Source organism: Streptomyces griseiscabiei, assembly GCF_020010925.1.
Taxonomy (GTDB): domain Bacteria; phylum Actinomycetota; class Actinomycetes; order Streptomycetales; family Streptomycetaceae; genus Streptomyces; species Streptomyces griseiscabiei.
Map to the genome: position 1 here is coordinate 2,845,996 of NZ_JAGJBZ010000001.1, position 24,013 is coordinate 2,870,008.

Genomic DNA, 24,013 nt, shown 5'->3' on the forward strand with positions numbered 1-24,013 from the left:
CCGGTACGGGCCGGTCCGGTACGGGTTGTCAGCTGGTCCAGAAGTCCCACCAGCGGGTCAGGATCAGCATGCCGATGATCCCGATGTGCATCACGGGCAGGACCCAGGTGAACTCGCCGAAGAAGTTCCTGAGCCAGTTCGGCGCGGGCAGGAAGCCGTTGCGGATGTTGGAGGAGGTGACGTACCAGAACATCAGGATGGTGGCGACCCAGGCGAGGCAGCACCACAGGCAGAGCGAGTTGATGTTGTACAGCGACTGGTACTGCAGCCAGGTCACGAAGCCGACGCCGAAGAGGGTGCCCGCGTTGAAGGTCAGCCAGTACCAGCGGGGGTAGGTCGCGCGGGCGAGCAGGCTGACGCCGACGCAGATCACGATGCCGTAGGCGACGAGGCCGAGCATCGGGTTGGGGAACCCGAAGGCCGAGGCCTGGTCGCTCTTCATGATGTTGCCGCAGGAGACGACCGGGTTGAGGCTGCACCCGGGGGTGAAGTTCGGGTCCTCCAGCAGCTTGAACTTGTCGAGCGTGATGACCCAGGAGGCGAGCAGTCCGGCCGCGCCGGTGATCAGCAGGAGCACCGCGAACGCACGACTGCCGCCGACCGTGCGCGGGACCTCGGTGTGTTCCCGCCGGGCGGCCGGGACGTCCTTGACTGTCGTCTTGCTCATCACGTCGATTCCGTAGCGTCGAAGGGGCCGCGGGGGCACGGCCATTGTGCCGTACACCCTCATGTATCCGCCGTTCACTACGCATAAGTTCCTCGCCCCCGCCGCCCCTGCCCGTCCCATCCGCGGGGGCTGCGCCCCCAGACCCCCGCTTCGGCCTGAACGGCCTCGTCCTCAAACGCCGGACGGCTGGAGATGCTCGCCTTGGCTGCGAGAAATCCAGCCCCTCCGGCGTTTGAGGAGCGGGGTCCGGGGCGGAGCCCCGGGGATGGGACGGGTAGGGGCGGCGGGGGCGAGGGAAACCCGGGCTCAGCCCAGGCGTACTTCCAGTTCCGCCACGATCTCGTTCACCCCGATCGCCACCTGCTCCCCGGACTCCATGTCCTTGAGCTGGACGACGCCCTCGGCGAGGTCTCGCTCGCCGGCCACGAGCGCGTAGCGGGCACCGGAGCGGTTGGCCGCCTTCATCGCCGCCTTCAGCCCCTTGCCGCCGAACGAGAAGTCCGCCGCGATGCCCACCTTGCGCAACTCGGTGACCTTGGCGAAGAGCAGACGGCGGGCCTCGTCGCCGAGGGGGACGGCGAACACGCTGGTGGCGGCGGGGAGTTCGAGCTCGACGCCCTCCGCCTCCAGGGCGAGGACGGTGCGGTCGACGCCGAGGGCCCAGCCGACCGAGGGCAGCGCGGGGCCGCCGATCATCTCGGAGAGCCCGTCGTAGCGTCCGCCGCCGCCCACCGCGGACTGGGAGCCGAGACCGTCGTGGACGAACTCGAAGGTCGTGCGGGTGTAGTAGTCCAGGCCGCGCACCAGCTTGGGGTCGTCCTCGAAGGCGACGCCCGCGGCCTTGATCAGCTCGCGCACCTCCTCGTGGTACGCCTTGCAGGCGTCGCAGAGGTAGTCGCGCAGCAGCGGGGCGTCCCCGAGCTGCTTCTGGACCGACTCGCGCTTGTCGTCGAGGACCCTCAGCGGGTTGATCTCCGCGCGAGCGAGGGTGTCCTCGTCGAGGTCGAGGCCGCGCAGGAACTCCTGCAGCGCGGCCCGGTAGACGGGGCGGCACTCCTTGTCGCCCAGGCTGTTGAGCAGGATGCGGAAGTTCCTGAGGCCCAGCGAGCGGTACGCCTGGTCGGCCAGGATGATCAACTCGGCGTCCAGGGCCGGGTCCTCGGCGCCGATGGCCTCGGCGCCGACCTGGGAGAAGTGGCGGTAGCGGCCCTTCTGGGGGCGCTCGTAGCGGTAGTACGAGCCGGAGTACCAGAGCTTGACCGGGAGGTTGCCGAGCTTGTGGAGGTTGCCCTCCAGCGCGGCGCGCAGGACGGAGGCGGTGCCCTCGGGGCGCAGGGCGAGCCGGTCGCCGCCCTTGGTCTCGAAGGCGTACATCTCCTTGGTCACGATGTCGGTGGACTCACCGACCCCGCGCGCGAACAGTTCGACGTTCTCGAAGCCGGGCGTCTCGACGTAGCCGTAGCCGGAGTCGCGCAGCGGGGCGGCGATGGCCTCGCGGACGGCCAGGTACTTGGCGCTGTCCGGGGGCAGCAGGTCGTACGTGCCCTTGGGGGCCTGAAAGGTGCTCACGGAAGGTCTCTCGTCACATTCCTCGTCGGGGAGGGGTCGTCGGACCCGCTCCCTGGCTGCCAGCGGCCACCTGCCGCAGATACGGGTTGGTGGCGCGCTCCTGGCCGATGGTCGTCTGGGGGCCGTGGCCGGACAGCACCACGGTCGAGTCGTCGAGCGGCAGGCACACACGGGCCAGCGAGTCGAGCATCTCGGCCATGTCACCGCCGGGCAGGTCGGTGCGTCCGATGGAGCCGGCGAAGAGCAGATCCCCGGAGAAGAACACGGACGGGATCTCCGTGTTCTCGGGCATCCGGAACGTCACCGACCCCTTGGTATGGCCCGGCGCGTGCGCGACGGACAGCTCCAGACCGGCCAGCTCCAGCCTCGCACCGTCGGTCAGCTCCCTGACGTCCCCGGGCTCCCCCACGGTCAGCTCGCCCATGAGCGGCATGCCGATGGAACGGCCGAGCGCCTTCTCGGGGTCGCTCATCATGTACCGGTCGTCGGGGTGGATCCACGCCGGTACGTCGTGCGCGCCGCACACGGGGACGACCGAGGCCACATGATCGATGTGGCCATGGGTGAGGACGACGGCGACGGGCTTGAGCCGATGCTTCTTCAGCGTCTCCTCGACACCCTGGGTGGCCTCGTGGCCCGGGTCGATGATCACGCACTCCTCACCGGCGGCGGGGGCGACCAGATAACAGTTGGTCCCCCAGGCCCCGGCTGGGAACCCGGCAATGAGCACGATCGTCCTTCTTGTGTCGTACGAGGGTGGTGGGTTGCTGTGGATCAGAGCCTACCGGCGCTGCCGTTTCCTCAGCGAACCCATATACGGTACGGGTCACACGCAAACAGTCGACTCAATGGACGCGCGACGCACCCGTCGACGTACGAGACGTATGAGGAGAGAACCCCGTGGTCAGCCAGGATCAGCGGCGGCGTCAGCTCGCCCGGGAGAAGTTCTTGCGGCAGCAGCAGCGGCGGACGTCCGCGCGGCGCAAGGCACGAGTCCGTAACGCCGCTATCGCTTCGGTGCTCGGTGTGATCCTGGTGGGCAGCGTGGCGCTGTACACGACCGACGTCCTCAAGGGCGACGACAAGAAGGACAACGTGAACGCGGAGGCGAGCCCCAGCGCCTCGCCCAGCAAGGCACCGGACCCCTGTGAGAAGGCGGCCGCGGGCAAGGTGAAGGAGCTCACCTTCAAGAAGGAACCCGCGATCACCATCGACAAGACCGCGAAGTACACGATGGATCTGCAGACGACCTGCGGTTCCATCCCCATAACGATGGACGCGGCGAAGGCCCCGCACACCGTCAACTCGTTCGACTTCCTCGTCAACAAGGGCTACTTGGACCACACCAAGTGCCACCGGCTCACCACCCAGGGCATCTACGTCCTGCAGTGCGGTGACCCGCAGGGCACCGGCATGGGCGGTCCCGGCTACACGATCCCGGACGAGAACCTCAAGGACTCCCGGCTGAAGGGCGATGTGTACCCGGCGGGGACGGTCGCGATGGCGAACCAGTTCAACGCGCAGACGGGCGAGGGCAAGAACAGCGGCGGCAGCCAGTTCTTCCTGGTCTTCCAGGACAGTCCGCTGCCGGCCAACTACACGCCGTTCGGCACGATCTCCAAGGCCGGTATGAAGGTCCTGACCAAGATCGCCAAGGCCGGTGAGAACACGGGGATGGGTGATGGGACGCCCAATGCGACCGTGGTGATCAACAAGGCGACGGTCAAGAAGTCCTGACCCTCAACAGCGAAATTTCGGTCGCGCGGGATGCGGACAGGCAACCCGCCGGTCGCCTATGTTGGCCGTGACGAAACTGTGGACGATGCCCGGGGGCGCTGAGGCCCCTTGCAGGCATCATGTGGAGGAGGCGCTGTGAGCAGCGACCCGTGGGGCCGCGTCGACGAGACGGGGACCGTGTACGTGCGTACGGCCGACGGCGAGCAGGTCGTCGGTTCCTGGCAGGCCGGCTCCCCTGAGGAAGCGCTGGCCTACTTCGAGCGCAAGTACGAGGGCTTGGTCGTCGAAATCGGCCTCCTCGAGAAGCGGGTGAAGACCACCGACCTGTCGGCCAAGGACGCGCAGGTCGCGATCGACCACATTCGCGAGCAGGTGGACGCCCACCACGCGGTCGGTGACCTGGACGCGCTCAAGGTCCGGCTGGACAAGCTCGTCTCGACGGTCGAGGCGCGCCGCGAGGAGCGCAAGCAGCAGCGGGCGAAGCAGTCGGACGAGGCCAGGCACGCCAAGGAGGCCCTGGTCACCGAGGCGGAGGAGCTGGCCCAGTCCGACCAGTGGCGGTCCGCGGGTGAGCGGCTGCGGGCGCTGGTGGACACCTGGAAGGGTCTGCCGCGACTGGACCGCAAGTCCGACGACGAGCTGTGGCACCGCTTCTCGCACGCCCGCTCGGCGTTCTCCAAGCGTCGCAAGGCCCACTTCGCGCAGCTCGACGCACAGCGCGAGGACGCCCGCAAGACCAAGGAGAAGCTGGTCGCGGAGGCCGAGTCGCTGTCGAACTCGACGGACTGGGGTCCGACGGCGGCGCGCTACCGCGAGCTGATGGCCGACTGGAAGGCCGCCGGCCGCGCCCAGCGTGAGCACGAGGACGACCTGTGGAACCGCTTCCGCGGGGCCCAGGACGTCTTCTTCGCCGCCCGCAGCTCGGTGTTCGCCGAGCGTGACGCGGAGCAGACGGAGAACCTCAAGCTCAAGGAGGAGCTGGCCGGGGAGGCGGAGAAGATCCTGCCGGTCACGGATCTGAAGACGGCCCGTGCCGCCTTCCGCTCGGTCAACGAGCGCTGGGAGGCCATCGGCCACGTCCCGCGTGACGCCCGCCCGAAGGTCGAGGGCCGGATGCACGCGGTGGAGCGGGCGATCCAGGAGGCCGAGGAGGCCGAGTGGCGCCGTACCAACCCGGAGGCCCGCGCCCGCGCGGCCGGTCTCACGGGCCAGCTCCAGGCCGCCGTGGACAAGCTGACGGCCCAGATCGAGGCGGCCCGTGCCCAGGGCAACAACGCCAAGGCCGACAAGCTCCAGCGTGAGCTGGACGGCCGCCAGGCCCTGCTGGACCAGGCGCTGAAGGGTCTGCAGGAGTTCGGCGGCTGACGCCGACGGCACGACACGAGAGGGGCTCCCGTACGGTGCGTACGGGAGCCCCTCTCGTGTGTGTCGTGGTTACGGCCTGCGCGCCGACGTCACCCGGTACACGTCGTAGACGCCCTCCACGCCGCGTACGGCCTTCAGGACGTGGCCCAGGTGTTTCGGGTCGCCCATCTCGAAGGTGAAGCGGGAGGTGGCGACGCGGTCGCGGGAGGTCTGGACGGCCGCCGACAGGATGTTGACGTGCTGGTCGGACAGGACGCGGGTGACGTCCGAGAGGAGTCGGCTGCGGTCCAGGGCCTCGACCTGGATGGCGACGAGGAAGACCGAGGACTGGGTCGGGGCCCACTCGACGTCGAGGATGCGCTCGGGCTCACGGGACAGCGACTCGACATTGACGCAGTCGCTGCGGTGAACCGATACGCCACTGCCTCGGGTGACGAACCCGATGATGGGGTCGCCGGGGACGGGCGTGCAGCAGCGGGCGAGCTTGACCCAGACGTCGTCGACGCCCTTGACGACGACACCGGGGTCGTTGCTGCCGCGCCGCTTGCGGCTCCGGCCGCGGGTGGGCGGTACGGCCTCGTCGATCTCCTCGGTGGCCGCCTCCTCGCCGCCGAGGGCCTGGACGAGTTTCTGCACGACGCTCTGCGCGGAGACATGGCCTTCGCCGATGGCCGCGTAGAGGGCGGAGATGTCCGGGTAGCGCATCTCGTGCGCGAGGGTGACGAGGGAGTCGCCGGTGAGGATGCGCTGGATCGGCAGGTTCTGCTTGCGCATCGCGCGGACGATGGCGTCCTTGCCCTGCTCGATGGCCTCGTCGCGGCGCTCCTTGGAGAACCAGGCGCGGATCTTGTTGCGGGCGCGCGGCGACTTCACGAAGCCGAGCCAGTCGCGGGAGGGGCCCGCGCCGGACGCCTTGGAGGTGAAGACCTCCACCAGGTCGCCGTTGTCGAGGGTGGATTCGAGCGGGACGAGGCGGCCGTTGACGCGGGCGCCTATCGTGCGGTGACCGACCTCGGTGTGGACCGCGTACGCGAAGTCGACGGGGGTCGCGCTGGCCGGCAGCGCTATGACGTCGCCCTTCGGGGTGAAGACGAAGACCTCGTTGCGGGACAGGTCGAAGCGCAGGGACTCCAGGAACTCGCCGGGGTCCTCGGTCTCCTTCTGCCAGTCCAGCAGCTGGCGCAGCCACGCCATGTCGTTGAGGTGGTCGTCCTTGCCGGAGGTCCGGGGAGCGTCGGTGCGGACCTTGGAGGCGCCGGCGACGGCCTCCTGCTTGTACTTCCAGTGCGCGGCGATGCCGTACTCGGCGCGGCGGTGCATGTCGAACGTACGGATCTGGAGTTCGACGGGCTTGCCGTTGGGGCCGATGACCGTCGTGTGCAGCGACTGGTACATGTTGAACTTGGGCATCGCGATGTAGTCCTTGAACCGCCCCGGAACCGGGTTCCAGCGGGCGTGGACGGTGCCCAGGGCCGCGTAGCAGTCGCGGACGGTGTCCACCAGGACGCGGATGCCGACCAGGTCGTAGATCTCCGCGAAGTCTCGGCCGCGGACGATCATCTTCTGGTAGACGCTGTAGTAGTGCTTCGGGCGGCCGGTGACCGTCGCCTTGATACGGGCCGCGCGCAGGTCCTGCTGGACCTCGTCGGTCACTATGGCGAGGTACTCGTCGCGCTTGGGCGCGCGCTCGGCGACGAGGCGGACGATCTCGTCGTACATCTTCGGGTAGAGGATCGCGAAGGCGAGGTCCTCCAGCTCCCACTTGATGGTGTTCATGCCCAGGCGGTGGGCGAGCGGCGCGTAGATCTCCAGGGTCTCGCGCGCCTTCTTCTCCTGCTTCTCGCGCTTGAGGTAGCGCATGGTGCGCATGTTGTGCAGGCGGTCGGCGAGCTTGATGACCAGGACACGGGGGTCCTTGGCCATGGCGACGACCATCTTGCGCACGGTCTCGGCCTGGGCCGCCTCGCCGAACTTCACCTTGTCGAGCTTGGTGACGCCGTCGACGAGGAGGGCGACGGAGTCGCCGAAGTCGCGGCGGAGCTGGTCGAGGCCGTACTCGGTGTCCTCGACCGTGTCGTGCAGGAGACCCGCCATCAGGGTCGCCGGGTCCATGCCGAGCTCGGCGAGGATCGTGGTGACGGCGAGGGGGTGGGTGATGTACGGGTCGCCGCTCTTGCGCTTCTGGCCCCGGTGCCAGCGCTCGGCGACCTGGTAGGCCTTCTCGATCTGGCGGAGCGTGGCCGTCTCGATCTTCGGGTCGTTGCCGCGGACGATGCGCAGCAGGGGTTCGAGGACCGGGTTGTACGGGTTGGAGCGCTGGACGCCGAGGCGGGCGAGCCGGGCTCGTACGCGGTTGGAGGATCCTCCGGTGCGCGCGGGCTGGCCGGTGGGGGCGGGGCAGGGCGGGGGTGCCGGGGCGGGGCTCTCCGCGGGGTCCGGCTTGGGGCGCGAGGGGCCTGCGGTCTTCTCGGCGGGCGCGGACTGGGCGTGCTCGACGGAGCCCTGCGCGGACGGCGCGGGGGTCGCGGGGTTCGCCTTCGCCGTGTTCTGCGCGGGCTTGGCCGCGGGGCCCGAGGCGGGCTCGGGCTTGGCGGCGGTCAGGTGCTGGGCCTCGTCTGCCAAGAGGGCTCCTCGTGCGCGATCCGGGTCCCCCGGTCAGGCTCCGGAGCACCCATGGTAGCGATCCCGGGGCTGGGGATCGCCTTCAGGCCACTGTGAGGGCGGTCTACCTGTGGAACACGAGGGGTGTGCGGTGGATTCCTGCGGTCGTCTCCGGGAGTGCGCCCGCCGCGGCGACGGGGGGCGTCCGCATGGTGGGTCGGGGGCGTGCCGGGGGGTGTCCGTCCTCGGAACGGCGCGGAATCGGTTGGCTGGGAAGTGGGACGGGTTGACGCGCCAACCGCTGCGGGCGGACACCCCCCGGCACGCCCCCTTCTCGCCGTGCGCCGCTGTCCCGCCGTCGGGGTGCTGATTGAGGGGATACGGCGACGGGCGCCCCAGGTGGTCCCGGGGCGCCCGTCGGATGGTGTGTCGTCTGTCAGACGGTGATCAGGGCCTCCAAGGGGGCTCCTGCCAGTGCGGTCTCCAGGCGTTGGCGGCCCGGGAGGAAAGAGAGCTCCATCAGGACCGCTACGCCGGCCACCTGGGCGCCCGCGCGGCGGATCAGCTGGAGGGAGGCCTCGGCGGTGCCGCCGGTGGCGAGGACGTCGTCGATGACCATGACGCGGTCGCCCGCGCTCAGGTCCTCGGCGTGGACCTCGATCTCGGCGGAGCCGTACTCCAGGTCGTAGGCCTGGCTGAGCGTGGCTCCGGGGAGCTTGCCCGCCTTGCGTACGGGGATGAAGCCGACGCCCGCGCGGACGGCGGCCGGGGCGCCCAGGATGAAGCCCCGGGCCTCCAGGCCGACGATCTTCGTGGCGCCGTGCCGCACGGTCAGCTCCGCCAGCGCGTCCGTCAGCGCGGTGAACGCCGCCGGGTCGGCCAGCAGCGGGGTGATGTCCTTGAACAGCACGCCCGGCTCCGGGTAGTCCGCGACATCGCGGATACGGCTGAGCAGCAGCTCCTTGATGTCCGTCATCGCCGCTTACCGCCCCGGCCGCGGCTGCGGCTGCCGGACTGGGCGCGCGGGCCGACCACCGCGGGGGTGGCGTCCGCCGGCTCGTCGTCGTACGAGCCGTCGGCCTCCGGCTCCGCGTCGTCGTGCTCGGCCTGGGCCCGCTTGGCGAGGACGCGCTTCTTGAGGGCCTTCAGCTGCGGCTCGCGCTCCTTGAGGTCGGCGACGAGCGGTGTGGCGATGAAGATCGACGAGTACGCGCCGGCCGCGAGACCGACGAACAGCGACAGCGAGATGTCGTTGAGCATGCCCGCGCCGAGGACGCCGCCACCGATGAAGAGCAGGCCGGCGACCGGGAGGAGAGCGACCACCGTGGTGTTGATGGAGCGCACCAGGGTGCTGTTGATCGAGCGGTTGGCGATCTCGGCGTACGTCCAGCGGCTCTGCTTGGTGATGTCCTTCGTCTGCTCCTTGAGGCTGTCGAAGACGACGACCGTGTCGTAGAGCGAGTAACCGAGGATGGTGAGCAGACCGATCACCGTGCCGGGCGTGACCTCGAAGCCCACGAGGGCGTAGATGCCGATCGTGATGGTGATGTCGTGGATCAGGGCGACGAAGGCGGCGATGGCCATGCGCAGCTCGAACGCGATCGCCAGATAGATCACCACGAGGACCAGGAAGATCGCGAGGCCCTGCCAGGCCTTGCTGGCGACCTGCTCACCCCAACTGGGGCCGACCAGATCGGCGTTGATCGTGTCCGCGTCGACCTTGAGGTCCTTGGCCAGCTGCTTCTGGATCTCGTCGGACTTGGCCGTGTCCACACCGGAGATCTGGATGCGCAGGGTGTCGTTGCCGAGCTTCTGGACGATCGCGTCGTGGCCGGAGGCCTTCTCCGCGTAGGTCTCGGCCTGGCTGACCGAGACACTCGTCTTCTCCGTGGTGAAGACCGCGCCGCCCTGGAACTCGATACCCATGCTGAGGCCGCGGACGGCGAGGCCCACGATGGCCGTGATGGTGATGAGGATCGAGACGCCGTACCAGATCTTGCGGTTGCGGACGAAGTCGTAGCCGATCTCGCCGCGGTGGAGTCGGGCTCCGAGGTCACCGAGCTTCGACATCTCAGGCCTCCTTCGGGTCGGAGGGGACGGCGGGACGGCGGGTACGGCGCAGCGGGGGCCGGGCACCCAGTCGCTGGGGGTCGAGGCCGGACCACTTGTGGCCACCGCCGAAGAACTTCGTACGGGCCAGCAGCGTCAGCAGCGGCTTGGTGAAGAAGAAGACCACCACGACGTCGAGCAGCGTGGTCAGGCCCAGCGTGAACGCGAAGCCCTGGACCTTGCCGACGGTGACGACGAAGAGCACCGCGGCGGAGAGGAACGACACGAAGTCGGAGACCAGGATGGTGCGCCGGGCACGCGGCCAGGCACGCTCGACGGCGGGGCGCAGCGAACGGCCTTCGCGGATCTCGTCCCGGACGCGTTCGAAGTACACGATGAACGAGTCCGCGGTGATGCCGATCGCGACGATCGCGCCGCAGACCGCCGGGAGGTTCAGCGCGAAGCCGATGGCCGGGCCGAGCAGGGCCATGAGGACATAGGTCAGGGCCGCGGAGACCAGCAGCGAGGCGATGGCGATCAGCGACAGGCCGCGGTAGTAGACGACCAGGTAGATCATGACCAGGGCCAGACCGATCGCACCGGCGATCAGACCCGCGTGCAGCTGGTCGTCGCCGAGCGCGGGGCTGACGGTGGTGACGCTGGACTCCTTGAAGGTCAGCGGGAGCGCGCCGTACGACAGCATGTTGGCGAGGTTCTGGGCCTCCTCCTGCGTGAAGCTGCCGGAGATCTCGGCCTTGCCGCCGGTGACCGCCGCGCGCACGTAGGGGTGGGAGACGACCTCGTCGTCGAGGACGATCGCGAACTCGTTCTGCGGGGAGGTCTGGGTCGCCAGCTGGCCGGTGATGTCGGCGAACTTCTTCTCACCCTTGGAGTCGAAGTCCATGACGACCTGCCAGCCGGTGCCGCTCTGGGTGTCCAGCAGCGCCTGGGCCTTCTCGACCTCGGTGCCGTCGACGCCGACCGGGCCGAGCACGAACTTGCTCCAGCTGCCGTTGTCCTGGCCACAGGCCACGACGACGTCGCTGGTCTTGCCCTTGCCGGCGGCGGCGCGCTGCTTGGGGTCGTTGCAGTCGAGGGCGGCGAACTTGGCCTGGAGCGCCTGGGTCTCCGGGTCGACGCTGGGGCTCGCCGAGGGCGAGGCGCTGTCGGAGGCCTTGGCGGAGGCGGAGCCGCTGCCGGAGGGCGTGGGGTCGGCCTTCAGCGCGTCGGTGAGCGCACGGCCCTGGGACGTGGCGGAGGACGACGGGCTGGCGGAGTCATCGGCGGGCGGGTTCGCCTCGTCCTTGCCGTCGGAGCTGGACGGGCTCGGTGACCCGCTGCCACTGGCGCTGGTGCTCGGCGAGGCGCTCGGCGTCTCGGTCGCGCCGGAGCCGACCTGGCTCTGCAGGACCGGACGGAAGTACAGCTTCGCGGTGGTGCCTACCTGATCCCTGGCCTCTTCGGAATCCGTGCCCTTGGGAATGTTGACAATGATGTTCTCATTGCCCTGGGTCTGGACCTCCGCCTCGGACACGCCCAGACCGTTGACACGGCGGTTCATGATCTCGACCGCGGTGTCCATGTTGGTCTTGTTGATCGCGTTGGGCTGGCCGGGCTCGTTGATCGCCGTGAGCGTGATGCTCGTACCACCGGCGAGGTCGATGCCGAGACGCGGCTTGGTGTGTCCGGAGGCGAACATTCCCCCGGTGAGCGCCACAAGGGCGATCAGGATGAGGGCCAGCGCGCGCCCAGGCTTGCTCTGGGCGCTCGCGCTCCGGCCCTTCTTCGGTGCTGCCACCTTCTCGTACTCCCTCTCGGGCCGCCGGGCGCGGGGTCAGCGCGGGGACGGCCATGACTTGTGTCGGGAAGCCGGGCGAAAACGGCACGTGCCCGGGGCGCGGGCGGTTCTCGCTCGCACTCCCGGGACGTGACTACTTCGCGTCGGACTCGCCGTCGGTCTTCTTCGGCTCTGCTTCGACGGACTTGGTGTCCTCGGCCTTGACCTCGTCGGTCTTCGACTCGGCGGGCTCGTCGGCGGCGTCGTCGGCCGCGTCCTTCTTGCCGAGGTCGATGGGCTTGTCGTCGGAAGCGGCGGAAGCGTCGTCGGAGGGCTCGTCGGTCTCGGTGAGGGAGGAGGCGTCGTCCGGGACGACGTCGGACTTCAGGTCGTGCTCGATGCCGTGGACGATGCGGTTGTACTCCTCGTCACTGAGGACGGCACCGATGGAGTTCTTGGCGAACAGCAGCTCGACGCCCGGCCCGGCGTCGAGGAGGACCGTGTCCTCGCTGACCTCCTTGACGGTCGCGTACATGCCCCCGATCGTGCGGACGCCGGAACCGGGCTGCATCTGGTTCCGCATGTCGACGGCCTGCTGCTGCTTCTTCTTGGCCGATCGGGTCATCAGGATCATGGCCCCGATGAGCACGATGAACGGGAGGAGGGTCACGAGACTCACGGGTCGGAACTTCCTTCACACGACCGCGATGGCGAGCGGCCTGATGGTTGGGGGTATGTGTGCTGCCGACAAGGGCGGCATCGGCGGAGTCTAAGCGAGTCCGCCGCAATGGAACAACGCACAGCATGTCACCGGGGTTCCATGCCGGGCGAGTACCGCGCCGTCACGAGACGGTCACGCCCCGAACAGGTCCTGTTGTCCGTTTCCGCCGGTCGTACCGCGTGGCGGGGTGAGTCCGAGGTGGGCCCAGGCGGCGGGGGTGGCGACCCGGCCGCGGGGGGTGCGGGCGAGCAGTCCCTCGCGGACGAGGAAGGGTTCGGCGACCTCCTCGACGGTCTCGCGCTCCTCCCCCACGGCGACGGCGAGCGTGGACAGGCCGACCGGTCCGCCGCCGAAGAGCTTGAGCAGGGCTTCGAGGACGCCCCGGTCGAGGCGGTCGAGGCCGCGGGCGTCCACCTCGTAGACGGCGAGGGCGGCTCCGGCGATGTCACGGGTGATGAAGCCGTCGGCCTTGACCTGGGCGTAGTCCCGTACGCGGCGCAGCAGACGGTTGGCGATACGGGGGGTGCCGCGGGAGCGGCCGGCGATCTCGGCGGCGCCGGCCGTGTCGATCTCGACGTCGAGGAGGTTCGCCGAGCGGTGGATGACGCGCTCCAGTTCGGCGGGCTCGTAGAACTCCATGTGCGCGGTGAAGCCGAAGCGGTCGCGCAGCGGCGGGGGCAGCAGGCCCGCGCGCGTGGTGGCGCCGACCAGGGTGAAGGGCGGCAGTTCGAGGGGGATCGCGGTGGCGCCGGGGCCCTTGCCGACGATCACGTCGACGCGGAAGTCCTCCATGGCCATGTACAGCATCTCCTCGGCGGGCCGGGACATGCGGTGGATCTCGTCGAGGAAGAGGACCTCGCCCTCCTGGAGCGAGGAGAGGATCGCGGCGAGGTCGCCGGCGTGCTGGATGGCGGGGCCGGAGGTGATGCGGATGGGGGCGCCCATCTCGGCCGCGATGATCATCGAGAGCGTGGTCTTGCCGAGGCCGGGGGCGCCGGAGAGCAGGACGTGGTCGGCGGTGGCGCCACGCGCGCGTGCCGCCCGCAGCACCAGGTCGAGTTGCTCACGGACCTTCTCCTGGCCGATGAACTCGCCCAGGTCCTTGGGGCGCAGGGCGGCCTCGACGGCCTGGTCCTCACGGTCGGCGACAGAGCCCACCAGCCGGTCGGGGGCGGTGTCGTCGGTCGTGTCGTCCCAGTTCATTGCGTGTGCCTCGTGGTCGCGGTCGGATGGGCGGAGCTGCGGTGGGTGGGGCGGGATTCGCCGAGGACCCCGGTCTTCGGCGGCCGACCTCAGCGGGTCCTGTTGAGGGTCTGGAGTGCGGCCTTCAGCAACTGGCCCACCTGGGGCGTGCCTTGGGCGGCCTCCGCCTGGGGGGTCACGGCCGACACGGCCTCGTCGGCCTCACGGGTGGCGTACCCGAGGCCGATCAGGGCGGCGTGCAGCTGGTCGCGCCAGCCCTGGGTGACCGGGGCGCCGATCGCGGGGGCGCCGACCGGTTCGCCGAGGCGGTCCTTCAGTTCGAGCAGCAGCTTCTGGGCGCCCTTCCTGCCGATGCCGGGGACGGCGATCAGGGCCTTCTCGTCGCCGGTGGCGACCGCGCGGCGCAGGGCGTCGGGGGTGTGCACCGCCAGCATCGCCTGGGCCAGGCGGGGGCCGACGCCGCTCGCGGTCTGGAGCAGTTCGAAGACCTGGCGCTCGTCGTCGTCCACGAAGCCGTAGAGGGTGAGCGAGTCCTCGCGGACCACCAGGGACGTGGCCAGCTTGGCCGGCTGTCCCATGCGCAGCCCGGAGAGGGTGTTGGGCGTGCACTGGACCATGATGCCGATGCCGCCCACCTCGACCACGGCGGAGTCGGGGGCGAGGGCGGCGACCGGGCCGGTGAGAGAAGCGATCATGCCGTTCGGCCTTTCGAAGCGTGCAGGGCGACGGCCTGCTGCAGGCGGTTCTGTGCGGGGGCCCGCCAGATGTGGCAGATGGCGAGGGCGAGGGCGTCGGCGGCGTCCGCCGGCTTCGGGGGTGCGTCGAGCCGGAGGAGACGGGTGACCATGGCGCCGACCTGGGCCTTGTCGGCGCGGCCACTGCCGGTGACGGCGGCCTTGACCTCGCTGGGGGTGTGCAGGGCGACGGGGATGCCGCGGCGGGCGGCGCACAGCATCGCGACGGCGCTGGCCTGGGCGGTGCCCATGACCGTCCGTACGTTGTGCTGGCTGAACACCCGCTCCACGGCGACGCATTCGGGACGGTGTTCGTCGAGCCACTGCTCGATGCCCTGCTCGATCGCGACGAGCCGGTGGCCCAACTCGGCGTCGGCGGGCGTCCGGACGACTCCGACACCGATCATGGTGAGCGGCCGTCCGGCGACGCCCTCGACGACACCCACGCCACACCGCGTGAGTCCGGGGTCCACCCCGAGTACGCGCACCGCGCCCCCTCCCCTCTTTGCGGCTAAACCGCCGCCGCTCTCGCGGACCTGGCTGAGCACCGTCGGGGTCCTCAATTGATGGCTGCGGCCCGTGGGCGGCGATCACTGACTGCCGTCAGGCTATCCGCTGCCACCGACAACGGCGGCGGGCCGGTGGGTGTGTCCCCACCGGCCCGCCGAATCCGCTCGGTTCGCGGCAGCGCTACGCGTCGACCTTGGCCATCACGTCGTCGCTCACGTCGAAGTTGGCGAAGACGTTCTGGACGTCGTCGCTGTCCTCCAGCGCGTCGATCAGCTTGAAGATCTTCCGGGCGCCCTCCTCGTCCAGCTCGACCTGCATGGTCGGGACGAAGTTGGCCTCGGCGGAGTCGTAGTCGATCCCGGCGTCCTGGAGGGAGGTGCGGACCGCGACCATGTCGGTGGCCTCGCTGAGCACCTCGAAGGACTCGCCCAGGTCGTTGACCTCCTCGGCGCCCGCGTCGAGCACGACCTCCAGGACGTCGTCCTCGGACAGCTCGCCCTTGGGGACGATCACGACGCCCTTGCGGTTGAAGAGGTACGAGACGGAACCGGGGTCGGCCATCGAGCCGCCGTTGCGGGTCATGGCGACGCGGACGTCGGAGGCGGCGCGGTTGCGGTTGTCGGTGAGGCACTCGATGAGCACCGCGACGCCGTTCGGGCCGTAGCCCTCGTACATGATCGTCTCGTAGTCGGCGCCGCCGGCCTCCAGGCCGCCGCCGCGCTTGACCGCGGAGTCGATGTTCTTGTTCGGGACCGACTGCTTCTTCGCCTTCTGGATGGCGTCGTAGAGCGTCGGGTTGCCCTCGATGTCGACGCCGCCCATCCGGGCCGCGACCTCGATGTTCTTGATGAGCTTCGCGAAGAGCTTGCCGCGCTTGGCGTCGATCACGGCCTTCTTGTGCTTCGTCGTAGCCCATTTAGAGTGGCCGGACATCTGCCTGTCTCCTTCGCGTAACCCATCTCTGCAACGAACCCCAGAGATCCTACAAGGACTCCGCCGGCTGGTTCGCGCGCACCATGTCGACGAACAGCGCGTGCAGCCGGTGGTCGCCGGTCAGCTCCGGGTGGAACGACGTGGCGAGGGCGTTGCCCTGGCGTACGGCGACGATGTGGCCCTCGTGCTCGGCCAGCACCTCGGTCTGCGCGCCCACGGACTCCACCCAGGGGGCGCGGATGAAGACGCCCTCCACGGGGTCGCCCTCGACGCCCCTGACGTCGACCGCCGCCTCGAAGGACTCGTTCTGGCGTCCGAAGGCGTTACGGCGCACGATCATGTCGATGCCGCCGATCGTCTCCTGGCCCGAGCGCGGGTCGAGGATCTTGTCGGCGAGCATGATCAGGCCGGCGCAGGTGCCGTACACGGGCAGACCGCCGCGCACGCGCGCGCGGAGGGGCTCCATCACGCCGAACAGAACGGCCAGCTTGGAGATGGTGGTGGACTCGCCGCCGGGGATGACGAGGCCGTCCACCTCGGCGAGTTCCTCGGGGCGCCGCACCGGCCTGGCCACGGCGTCGGCCGCGGCCAGGGCGACGAGGTGCTCCCGTACGTCGCCCTGGAGGGCCAGGACGCCAATGACGGGGGTGTCGCTCATGGGTGCCTACCAGCCCCGGTTCGCGTAGCGCTCGGCCTCGGGGAGGGTGTCGCAGTTGATGCCCACCATGGCCTCGCCCAGGTTGCGGGAGGCGTCCGCGATGATCTTCGGGTCGTCGTAGAAGGTGGTGGCCTTCACGATGGCGGCGGCGCGCTTGGCCGGGTCGCCGGACTTGAAGATGCCGGAACCGACGAAGACGCCCTCGGCGCCGAGCTGGCGCATCAGCGCGGCGTCGGCGGGGGTGGCGACGCCACCGGCGGAGAACAGCACCACCGGGAGCTTGCCCAGCTCGGAGACCTCCTTGACCAGCTCGTACGGGGCGCGCAGCTCCTTGGCGGCGGCGTACAGCTCGTTGTTGTCGAAGCCGCGCAGCCTGGCGATCTCGTTCTTGATCTGGCGCAGGTGGCGGACGGCCTCGACGACGTTGCCGGTGCCGGCCTCGCCCTTGGAGCGGATCATGGCCGCGCCCTCGGCGATACGGCGCAGGGCCTCACCGAGGTTGGTGGCGCCGCAGACGAAGGGGGTGGTGAAGGCGAACTTGTCGCTGTGGTTGACCTCGTCGGCCGGGGTGAGGACCTCGGACTCGTCGATGTAGTCGACGCCGAGGGACTGCAGGACCTGGGCCTCGACGAAGTGGCCGATGCGGGACTTGGCCATGACCGGGATGGAGACGGCCTCGATGATGCCCTCGATCATGTCCGGGTCGGACATCCGGGCCACGCCGCCGTCCTTGCGGATGTCGGCCGGGACCCGCTCCAGGGCCATGACCGCGACCGCGCCCGCGTCCTCGGCGATCTTGGCCTGCTCCGGGGTGACGACGTCCATGATCACCCCGCCCTTGAGCTGCTCGGCCATGCCGCGCTTCACACGGGCGGTACCGGTCTCGGGGGTCTGGGCGGTGGGGTTGGAGAGCGTGCTGGACACGGGGTTGACCTCGCTCGGGGAAGAGGGTTCGTGCGATCTGTGCAGTCACCGAGGAAACGCGAGAGGTGCGGGCCACTGCAAGGGCCAATGGGGAGGCGGTGGATCGTTTTGGCCGGGCGAGTGGTCAGCTGCGGGCCGGTGGGGCTTCTCGCGCAGTTCCCCGCGCCCCTGAAAGACCAGGCCCCTGCAGGCCTGAAAAGCACGGGGCGCGGGCGTGGAAGGCTACGGGTGGGCGGGGGAAAAGCACGGGGCGCGGCCCCTGCTTTTCAGGGGCGCGGGGAACTGCGCGACCAGCCCCCACCGGGCCGGCGGTCGCCGGCGAACCCACGCCCCCGTCCCATCAGGCGCCCGGAGCCAAAGAAACCGGCGGCTCGTCGTCCATCTCGAAGGCCATCGGGAACGGCGCGTGCCCGGCGAGCCGGAACCACCGGACCTTGCGGTGCCGCCGCAACGCCCGCGCCGCCCGCACCGCGTCGTTGTGGAAGCGCCGAGCCATCGGCACCCGGCGAACCGCCTGCGCGAGCTCGTTCGCGGCGTCCTCCCCGCCCGGCGCCTCGCGCACCACCTCCACCTGCTGCGCGTCCGCGAACACGGCCCGCAGGGCCTGGCTCAGCTCGCTCTCGGCGACCTCGCGCTGCTCCTCCTCGGCCTGCCGCGCCGCGTGCGCCGCCTCGTAGAGGACGATCGAGGCGGCCGGGTCCAGCACCCCGGAGGTGGCCAGCTCCTGGGCGACCGACGCGCGGCGCAGCAACTGCGCGTCGAGCGCCGCGCGGGCGGCGTCGATGCGCGCGTGCAGTCGGTCCAGTCGTCCCGCGGTCCAGCTCAGGTAGAGACCGATCGCGAAGAGGACGACCGCGATCCAGATGAGTGTCGAAGTCACGGGCGGCAAGGCTACTACCGGCCCCGCTCACCTCCGCCGCCCCGACTCCCCCCTCAGTCCCGGACGAACCCCAACCGCGCCCGCAGCCCCGCCCGTTCGTCCGCCGCCACCGATGCCGCGCCCTCGGTGACCGTCTCGTAGACACCGAGGATGTCGGCGCCGACCGTCGACCAGTCGAAGCGCCGGACGTGCGCGCTGCCGCGTTCGCTCAGCTCGGCGCGGCGGGCCGGGTCGCCGAGCAGCCGTACGGCGGCGGTCGCGAGGGCGTCCGCGTCCTCGTTGGCGAACAGTTCGCCCGCGCTGCCCTGGTCGAGGACCTGGGCGAAGGCGTCGAGGTCGGAGGCGAGGACGGGCGCCCCGGCGGACATCGCCTCGACGAGGATGATGCCGAAGCTCTCGCCCCCGGTGTTGGGGGCGACATAGACGTCGACGCTGCGCAGGAAGCGGGCCTTGTCCTCGTCGCTGACCATGCCGAGGAACTCGACGCGGGAGCGCAGCTCCTTGGGCAGGGTCTCGACCGCCTCCTCCTCGTCCCCGCGCCCGGCGACCAGCAGCCGGGCCTTCGGGCGCTCGGCGAAGATCCTCGGGAGGGCCTTCATCAGCACCGGCAGTCCCTTGCGGGGTTCGTCGATGCGGCCGACGAAGCCGAGGGTGTCGCCCTGCCAGTCGGGGTTGGGCTTGGCGCGGGCGAAGAAGTCGACGTCGACGCCGTTCGGGATGACGACCGCGTCGCCGCCCAGGTGTTCGACGAGGGTGCGGCGGGCGTACTCGCTCACCGCGATCCGCGCGCTGATCTTCTCCAGGGCGGGCTGGAGGATCGGGTAGGCCGCGATCATCGCCCGGGAGCGCGGGTTGGAGGTGTGGAAGGTGGCGACGATCGGTCCCTGCGCGGCCCAGCAGGCGAGCAGACCGAGCGACGGGGAGGCCGGTTCGTGGATGTGGATCACGTCGAACGTGCCGTCGTGCAGCCAGCGCCGTACCCGGGCCGCCGACAGGAAGCCGAAGTTGAGGCGGGCCACCGAGCCGTTGTACGGCACCGGGACCGCGCGGCCCGCGGAGACGACGTACGGCGGCAGGGGTGTGTCGTCGTCGGCGGGGGCGAGCACCGACACCTCGTGGCCGAGGCGGATGAGGTGGTCGGCCAGGTCGCGGATGTGGAACTGGACTCCCCCGGGCACGTCCCAGGAGTACGGGCAGACGATCCCGATCTTCACGGGCGTCCCTTCTCGGAGTCCGTCGCGGCATCGGTCGGCACGGCTGTCGGCTCGTCCGTCGGCGCGCCCGGCGCGGGGACGTCGGGGCGCTTCGCGGGGTCCAGGTCCGCGAGCCACAAGCGCTGGAGCATGTGCCAGTCCTCCGGGTGGTCGGCGATGCCGGTGGCGAAGGCGTCGGCCAGCGCCTGTGTCATGACAGACGTCTTCTCGGCCCGGGTACCTGCCTCGGGTACCTCGATCGGGGCGTGCACGCGGCCGCGCATGACGGGCGAGTCGTCGTACCAGAGCGTCACCGGCAGCAGCAGAGCTCCGGTCTGCTGGGCGAGGAGGGCCGGTCCGGCGGGCATCCGGGTCGGCTCGCCGAAGAAGTCGACCTCGACGCCGGACGCGGAGAGATCGCGGTCGGCGACCAGGCAGACCAGGCCGCCGTCGCGCAGCCGCCGGGCGAGGGTGCCGAAGGCGGAGGCGCCGCTGTGCGGCAGGACCTCCATGCCGAGGCCCTCGCGGTAGGCGACGAAGCGGTCGTAGAGCGTCTCGGGCTTGAGGCGTTCGGCGACCGTGGTGAACGGGGTCTTCAGCTCGGTGGTGACCCACGCGCCGGCGAGGTCCCAGTTGGCCAGGTGCGGCAGCGCGAGGACGACGCCCCGGCCGGAGGCGAGGCCGTCGGTGAGATGGTGCAGGTCCTTGGGGTCGAAGCCGGTCCTGACGCGCTCCTCGCTCCAGGCGGGAAGCCGGAACGACTCCATCCAGTAGCGCAGATAGGAACGCATGCCCGCGCGGGACAGCTCGGCCAGGCGCTCGGGGCTCGCGTCGGGGACCACGCGCGCGTAGTTGGATTCCAGGCGGCGTACGAGGGGGCCGCGCCGCTTCCAGGTCGCGTCGGCGATCGTCCGGCCGAGGCGTACGGCGACGGGCTCCGGGAGCTTCTTGACGGTGCCCCAGCCGAGGCCGTACAGCCCGTCGGTCAGCCGGTCCCGCAGAGCGCTCACGGAGTGGCCTCGCTGTTGCGGGCGGTGTCCGGGGCCTCCTGGGCAGCTGCCGCGGCGGCCTCCGCCTCCGCCTCGGCGGACTCGCGGCGGACCGTGACGACCCGCTGGATCAGCGTGACGAAGCTGCCGACGGCGACGATCCACAGGGCGACGGGCAGCAGGACGTCGATCCCGGGCACACCGAACGCGTGCAGGCCCGCGAGCCCGGCGGCGACCAGCGAGATCACCAGGCGCTCGGCCCGCTCCACCAGGCCGTTCACCGCCACCGGCAGTCCGATCGACTCACCGCGCGCCTTGGTGTACGACACCACCTGGCCGCTCGCCAGACAGAAGATCGAGACGGCGCACAGCACGTTGTCGTTGCCGTTGCCCGCGTACCACAGGGCGAAGCCCCCGAAGATCGCGCCGTCGGCGACCCGGTCGAGCGTGGAGTCGAGGAAGGCGCCCCAGCGGCTGGAGCGGCCCATCTGACGGGCCATGTTGCCGTCGACGAGGTCCGAGAACACGAAGAGCGTGATGACGATCGTGCCCCAGAAGAACTCCCCCCGGGGGTAGAAGACCAGCGCGCCCGCGATCACTCCGGCGGTGCCGAGGAGCGTGACCGTGTCGGGGCTGACGCCCCTGCGGATCAGAAACGCGGCGAACGGTGTGAGGACACGCGTGAAGAATGCACGCGCGTACTTGTTCAGCATGGCCTTCCCGAGGGTCGGTGTCGCCGCGTGGCCCCTGCTGGCCATCCGGCTGGCCCATCGTAGCCACGCGCGCGCGTGTGCGACCGTCGGGCACCAGCCCGCCGTGTCCCTGTCCGGATCGCGTCGGTGGCGGGTGCGTCGCGACGCCGGCGCCCTAGGGCCTGTCTTCAAATTCCCGCCTGCCCCGCGACGCCATGCACGCTCCCCACTCTCGGCTTCGCTCGAGCGGGAGGTACCCCACCGCCGCACCGGGCCCTGACCCGAGTACGTCCAGTACGCGGATCAGGGCCCGGCACGCCGAGAGCACGCACCTGACGCCGCGGGGCCGCCCTTCGGGCGACGACGGGAATTTGAAGACAGGCCCTAGCCCTCGCCCGCCGCGCCGAGCGATCGCGTCCCTCGTATGGACGCGCGGTGACGCGAGTGCAAAGCTCGAAGACACCGCGGGCGTCATCGGAGCCGCCACCGCGGATCCGCATGTCCGCGCCCACAGTGACCTCACCGTGCACGGGAGGCAGGACCATGGGCGACAAGGCGAACGCACATCCGGAGCCGCCGGCAGGGCAGACTACGGCGGCCGACCACCCCGCGTCCGTACGGAATGTGGTGCTGGTCGGCCACTCCGGTTCGGGCAAGACGACTCTGGTGGAGGCTCTCGCGCTGACGGCGGGAGCGGTGAACCGGGCGGGCCGTGTGGAGGACGGCGGCACCGTCTCCGACTACGACGAGATCGAACACCGGCAGCAACGCTCGGTGCAGCTCTCCCTCGTCCCCGTCGAATGGGGCGGGTACAAGATCAATCTGCTGGACACTCCCGGATACGCCGACTTCGTCGGGAACTCAGGGCCGGTCTGCGAGCGGCGGACGCGGCCCTTTCGTCGTCTCGGCCTCCGACGGCGTGGACGGCTCGACCCGCATGGTGTGGGAGGAGTGCGCGGCGGTCGGGATGCCCCGGGCGATCGTGGTGACGCATCTGGAGGCCGCGCGGGCGGACTTCGAGGAGATGACCAGGATCTGCGCGGAGACGTTCGGCGGGGACGACCCCGACGCCGTACTGCCGCTCTATCTGCCGCTGCACGGCCGCAGGGGCCGGACGGGCACGCGCCCGTGACCGGCCTGACCGGGCTGCTGTCGCAGAAGCTGTTCGACTACTCCTCCGGTGAGCGCAAGGAGTCCGAGCCGGGCCCCGAGCAGCTGCCGGCGATCGAGGAGGCCCGTAACCGGCTCATCGAGGGGATCATCGCCGAGAGCGAGGACGAGACCCTCATGGACCGCTATCTCGGCGGCGAGGAGATCGACGTCAAGACGCTCGTCGACGACCTGGAACGGGCCGTCGCGCGCGGGGTCTTCCATCCCGTGCTGGCCGCGCCCGCCGCCGACGGCGCGAAACAGGGCCTCGGCACGGTCGAGCTGCTCGAACTGGTCACCGGTGGCTTCCCCACCCCCTGGAGCGCGAGACGCCCGCGGTCACCACCCCCGAAGGCCTCCCCGTGAGATCCGGGCGACCTGCGATCCGGACGGCCCCCTGGTCGCCGAGGTCGTGAAGACGGCCAGCGACCCCTATGTGGGCCGTATCTCGCTGGTGCGGGTCTTCTCCGGGACCCTGCACCCCGACGAGACGGTGCATGTCTCCGGGCACGGGCTCGCTCGCCGACCGGGGGCACGAGGACCATGACGTCGACGAACGGATCGGCGCCCTGTCCACACCGTTCGGCAAGCAGCAGCGGACCCTCACGCACTGCATCGCGGGCGACCTCGCGTGCGTGGCGAAGCTGAGCCGCGCGGAGACCGGGGACACGCTCTCGGCCAAGGACGACCCGCTGCTCATGGAGCCGTGGGAGATGCCCGACCCGCTGCTACCGCTCGCCATCCAGGCGCACAGCAAGGCCGACGAGGACAAGCTCTCCCAGGGGCTCGCCCGGCTGGTCGCCGAGGACCCGACCATGCGGCTCGAACAGAACCAGGACACCCACCAGGTGGTCCTGTGGTGCCTGGGCGAGGCACACGCCGACGTGGCCCTCGAACGGCTGCGCAGCCGCTACGGCGTCCAGGTCGACGTCGTCCCGCACCTGGTCTCCCTGCGCGAGACGTTCGCCGACAGGTCGGCCGGGCGCGGCCGGCATGTGAAGCAGTCCGGCGGGCACGGGCAGTACGCGATCTGCGAGATCGAGGTGGAGCCGCTGCCCGGCGGCTCGGGCATCGAGTTCGTGGACAAGGTCGTCGGCGGCGCGGTGCCGAGGCAGTTCATCCCGTCCGTCGAGAAGGGCGTACGGGCGCAGGCCGCCAAGGGCGTCGCGGCCGGCTATCCGCTCATCGACGTCCGGATCACGCTGCGGGACGGCAAGGCGCACTCGGTGGACTCCTCCGACGCCGCTTTCCAGACGGCGGGCGCGCTCGCGCTGCGCGAGGCCGCGGTGGACGCGAAGATCCATCTGCTGGAGCCGGTCGCCGAGGTGTCCGTGCTGGTCGGGGACTCGTACGTGGGCCCGGTGATGAGCGATCTGTCCGGGCGGCGCGGCCGGGTCGTCGGTACCGAGCAGGCCGGCGGCGGACGCACGCTCGTCCGGGCCGAGGTACCGGAGATCGAGATCGACCGGTACGCCGTCGATCTGCGCTCCCTCTCCCACGGCACCGCGCGCTTCGGCCGCCGGTACACACGGCACGAGCCGATGCCCTCCCACGTGGCCGAGAAGGTCCGCGAGCGGACGAAGGAGCACTGAGGAGTACTGAGGGGCACGGAAGAGGCACGCGGGACCCGGTGGGCGGCGGCCCCGGCCGTCCGCCACCGGG

General features: G+C 70.4%; 20 protein-coding genes and 1 pseudogene. 3 read left to right on the forward strand and 18 right to left on the reverse strand.

Annotated elements, in window-relative coordinates; genetic code table 11:
* Positions 1-28 precede the first annotated feature (28 nt).
* The 3 genes from J8M51_RS12310 to J8M51_RS12320 form a co-directional block, all read right to left on the reverse strand.
* Positions 29-667 carry a vitamin K epoxide reductase family protein gene (locus J8M51_RS12310; RefSeq protein ID WP_086762223.1) on the reverse strand — a complete coding sequence of 213 codons (639 nt, stop codon included), beginning with the start codon at positions 665-667 and terminating at the stop codon, positions 29-31.
* Positions 668-973: 306 nt separating this feature from the next.
* Positions 974-2,236 (reverse strand): histidine--tRNA ligase, encoded by a 1,263-nt coding sequence (gene hisS / locus J8M51_RS12315; RefSeq protein WP_216587657.1) that lies wholly within the window; start codon positions 2,234-2,236, stop codon positions 974-976.
* A gap of 13 nt (positions 2,237-2,249) precedes the next feature.
* A complete protein-coding gene (locus J8M51_RS12320; protein ID WP_086752967.1) occupies positions 2,250-2,966 on the reverse strand; it encodes an MBL fold metallo-hydrolase in 717 nt (238 codons plus the stop codon).
* Positions 2,967-3,136: 170 nt separating this feature from the next.
* Here J8M51_RS12320 and J8M51_RS12325 point away from each other — a divergent pair, with 170 nt between their 5' ends.
* Both J8M51_RS12325 and J8M51_RS12330 read left to right on the forward strand, forming a co-directional pair.
* Positions 3,137-3,973 (forward strand): peptidylprolyl isomerase, encoded by an 837-nt coding sequence (locus J8M51_RS12325; RefSeq protein WP_086752970.1) that lies wholly within the window; start codon positions 3,137-3,139, stop codon positions 3,971-3,973.
* A gap of 135 nt (positions 3,974-4,108) precedes the next feature.
* Entirely contained in the window at positions 4,109-5,338 is a 1,230-nt protein-coding gene (locus J8M51_RS12330; RefSeq protein WP_086752972.1) for a DUF349 domain-containing protein, read from the forward strand.
* Positions 5,339-5,407: 69 nt separating this feature from the next.
* Here J8M51_RS12330 and J8M51_RS12335 read toward each other — a convergent pair whose 3' ends face one another.
* The 15 genes from J8M51_RS12335 to pgsA form a co-directional block, all read right to left on the reverse strand.
* The gene (locus tag J8M51_RS12335; RefSeq protein WP_267299162.1) at positions 5,408-7,960 is read right to left on the reverse strand and encodes a RelA/SpoT family protein; all 2,553 of its coding nucleotides are present in this window, start codon (positions 7,958-7,960) and stop codon (positions 5,408-5,410) included.
* A 415-nt stretch (positions 7,961-8,375) separates the two neighbouring features.
* On the reverse strand, positions 8,376-8,915 hold the full coding sequence (locus J8M51_RS12340) for an adenine phosphoribosyltransferase (RefSeq protein WP_086760305.1): 540 nt from the start codon (positions 8,913-8,915) through the stop codon (positions 8,376-8,378).
* Positions 8,912-10,009 carry a protein translocase subunit SecF gene (gene secF / locus J8M51_RS12345; protein ID WP_086760307.1) on the reverse strand — a complete coding sequence of 366 codons (1,098 nt, stop codon included), beginning with the start codon at positions 10,007-10,009 and terminating at the stop codon, positions 8,912-8,914. Before secF ends, J8M51_RS12340 begins: the two co-directional genes overlap by 4 nt.
* 1 nt (position 10,010) lies before the next feature.
* Complete coding sequence (secD, locus tag J8M51_RS12350; protein ID WP_086760309.1) at positions 10,011-11,786, reverse strand: protein translocase subunit SecD; 1,776 nt, start codon at positions 11,784-11,786, stop codon at positions 10,011-10,013.
* Between the two features lie 133 nt (positions 11,787-11,919).
* Positions 11,920-12,444: a preprotein translocase subunit YajC gene (gene yajC, locus J8M51_RS12355; protein WP_086760310.1), complete on the reverse strand. Its 525-nt coding sequence runs from the start codon at positions 12,442-12,444 to the stop codon at positions 11,920-11,922.
* Between the two features lie 174 nt (positions 12,445-12,618).
* Complete coding sequence (gene ruvB, locus J8M51_RS12360; RefSeq protein ID WP_086760312.1) at positions 12,619-13,689, reverse strand: Holliday junction branch migration DNA helicase RuvB; 1,071 nt, start codon at positions 13,687-13,689, stop codon at positions 12,619-12,621.
* An 89-nt stretch (positions 13,690-13,778) separates the two neighbouring features.
* A complete protein-coding gene (gene ruvA / locus J8M51_RS12365) occupies positions 13,779-14,384 on the reverse strand; it encodes a Holliday junction branch migration protein RuvA (RefSeq protein WP_086760314.1) in 606 nt (201 codons plus the stop codon).
* Complete coding sequence (ruvC, locus tag J8M51_RS12370) at positions 14,381-14,911, reverse strand: crossover junction endodeoxyribonuclease RuvC (RefSeq protein WP_086760315.1); 531 nt, start codon at positions 14,909-14,911, stop codon at positions 14,381-14,383. Before ruvC ends, ruvA begins: the two co-directional genes overlap by 4 nt.
* 202 nt (positions 14,912-15,113) lie before the next feature.
* On the reverse strand, positions 15,114-15,866 hold the full coding sequence (locus tag J8M51_RS12375) for a YebC/PmpR family DNA-binding transcriptional regulator (protein ID WP_086760317.1): 753 nt from the start codon (positions 15,864-15,866) through the stop codon (positions 15,114-15,116).
* A 49-nt stretch (positions 15,867-15,915) separates the two neighbouring features.
* Positions 15,916-16,524, reverse strand: a complete 609-nt coding sequence (gene pdxT / locus J8M51_RS12380) for a pyridoxal 5'-phosphate synthase glutaminase subunit PdxT (protein WP_086760319.1) — start codon at positions 16,522-16,524, stop codon at positions 15,916-15,918.
* Positions 16,525-16,530: 6 nt separating this feature from the next.
* On the reverse strand, positions 16,531-17,448 hold the full coding sequence (gene pdxS / locus J8M51_RS12385; protein WP_086760321.1) for a pyridoxal 5'-phosphate synthase lyase subunit PdxS: 918 nt from the start codon (positions 17,446-17,448) through the stop codon (positions 16,531-16,533).
* 340 nt (positions 17,449-17,788) lie between these two features.
* Positions 17,789-18,328 (reverse strand): LemA family protein, encoded by a 540-nt coding sequence (locus tag J8M51_RS12390; protein WP_216591786.1) that lies wholly within the window; start codon positions 18,326-18,328, stop codon positions 17,789-17,791.
* A 53-nt stretch (positions 18,329-18,381) separates the two neighbouring features.
* The gene (locus J8M51_RS12395) at positions 18,382-19,542 is read right to left on the reverse strand and encodes a glycosyltransferase family 4 protein (RefSeq protein ID WP_216591787.1); all 1,161 of its coding nucleotides are present in this window, start codon (positions 19,540-19,542) and stop codon (positions 18,382-18,384) included.
* Positions 19,539-20,531, reverse strand: a complete 993-nt coding sequence (locus J8M51_RS12400) for a phosphatidylinositol mannoside acyltransferase (RefSeq protein ID WP_256966238.1) — start codon at positions 20,529-20,531, stop codon at positions 19,539-19,541. Before J8M51_RS12400 ends, J8M51_RS12395 begins: the two co-directional genes overlap by 4 nt.
* Positions 20,528-21,268: a phosphatidylinositol phosphate synthase gene (pgsA, locus tag J8M51_RS12405; RefSeq protein WP_086762221.1), complete on the reverse strand. Its 741-nt coding sequence runs from the start codon at positions 21,266-21,268 to the stop codon at positions 20,528-20,530. The genes J8M51_RS12400 and pgsA overlap by 4 nt, the downstream gene beginning before the upstream one ends.
* A 477-nt stretch (positions 21,269-21,745) precedes the next feature.
* On the opposite strand from pgsA, the pseudogene J8M51_RS12410 reads away from it, so the two are divergent.
* A pseudogene (locus tag J8M51_RS12410) lies at positions 21,746-23,943 on the forward strand (elongation factor G-like protein EF-G2).
* Positions 23,944-24,013: the final 70 nt, after the last annotated feature.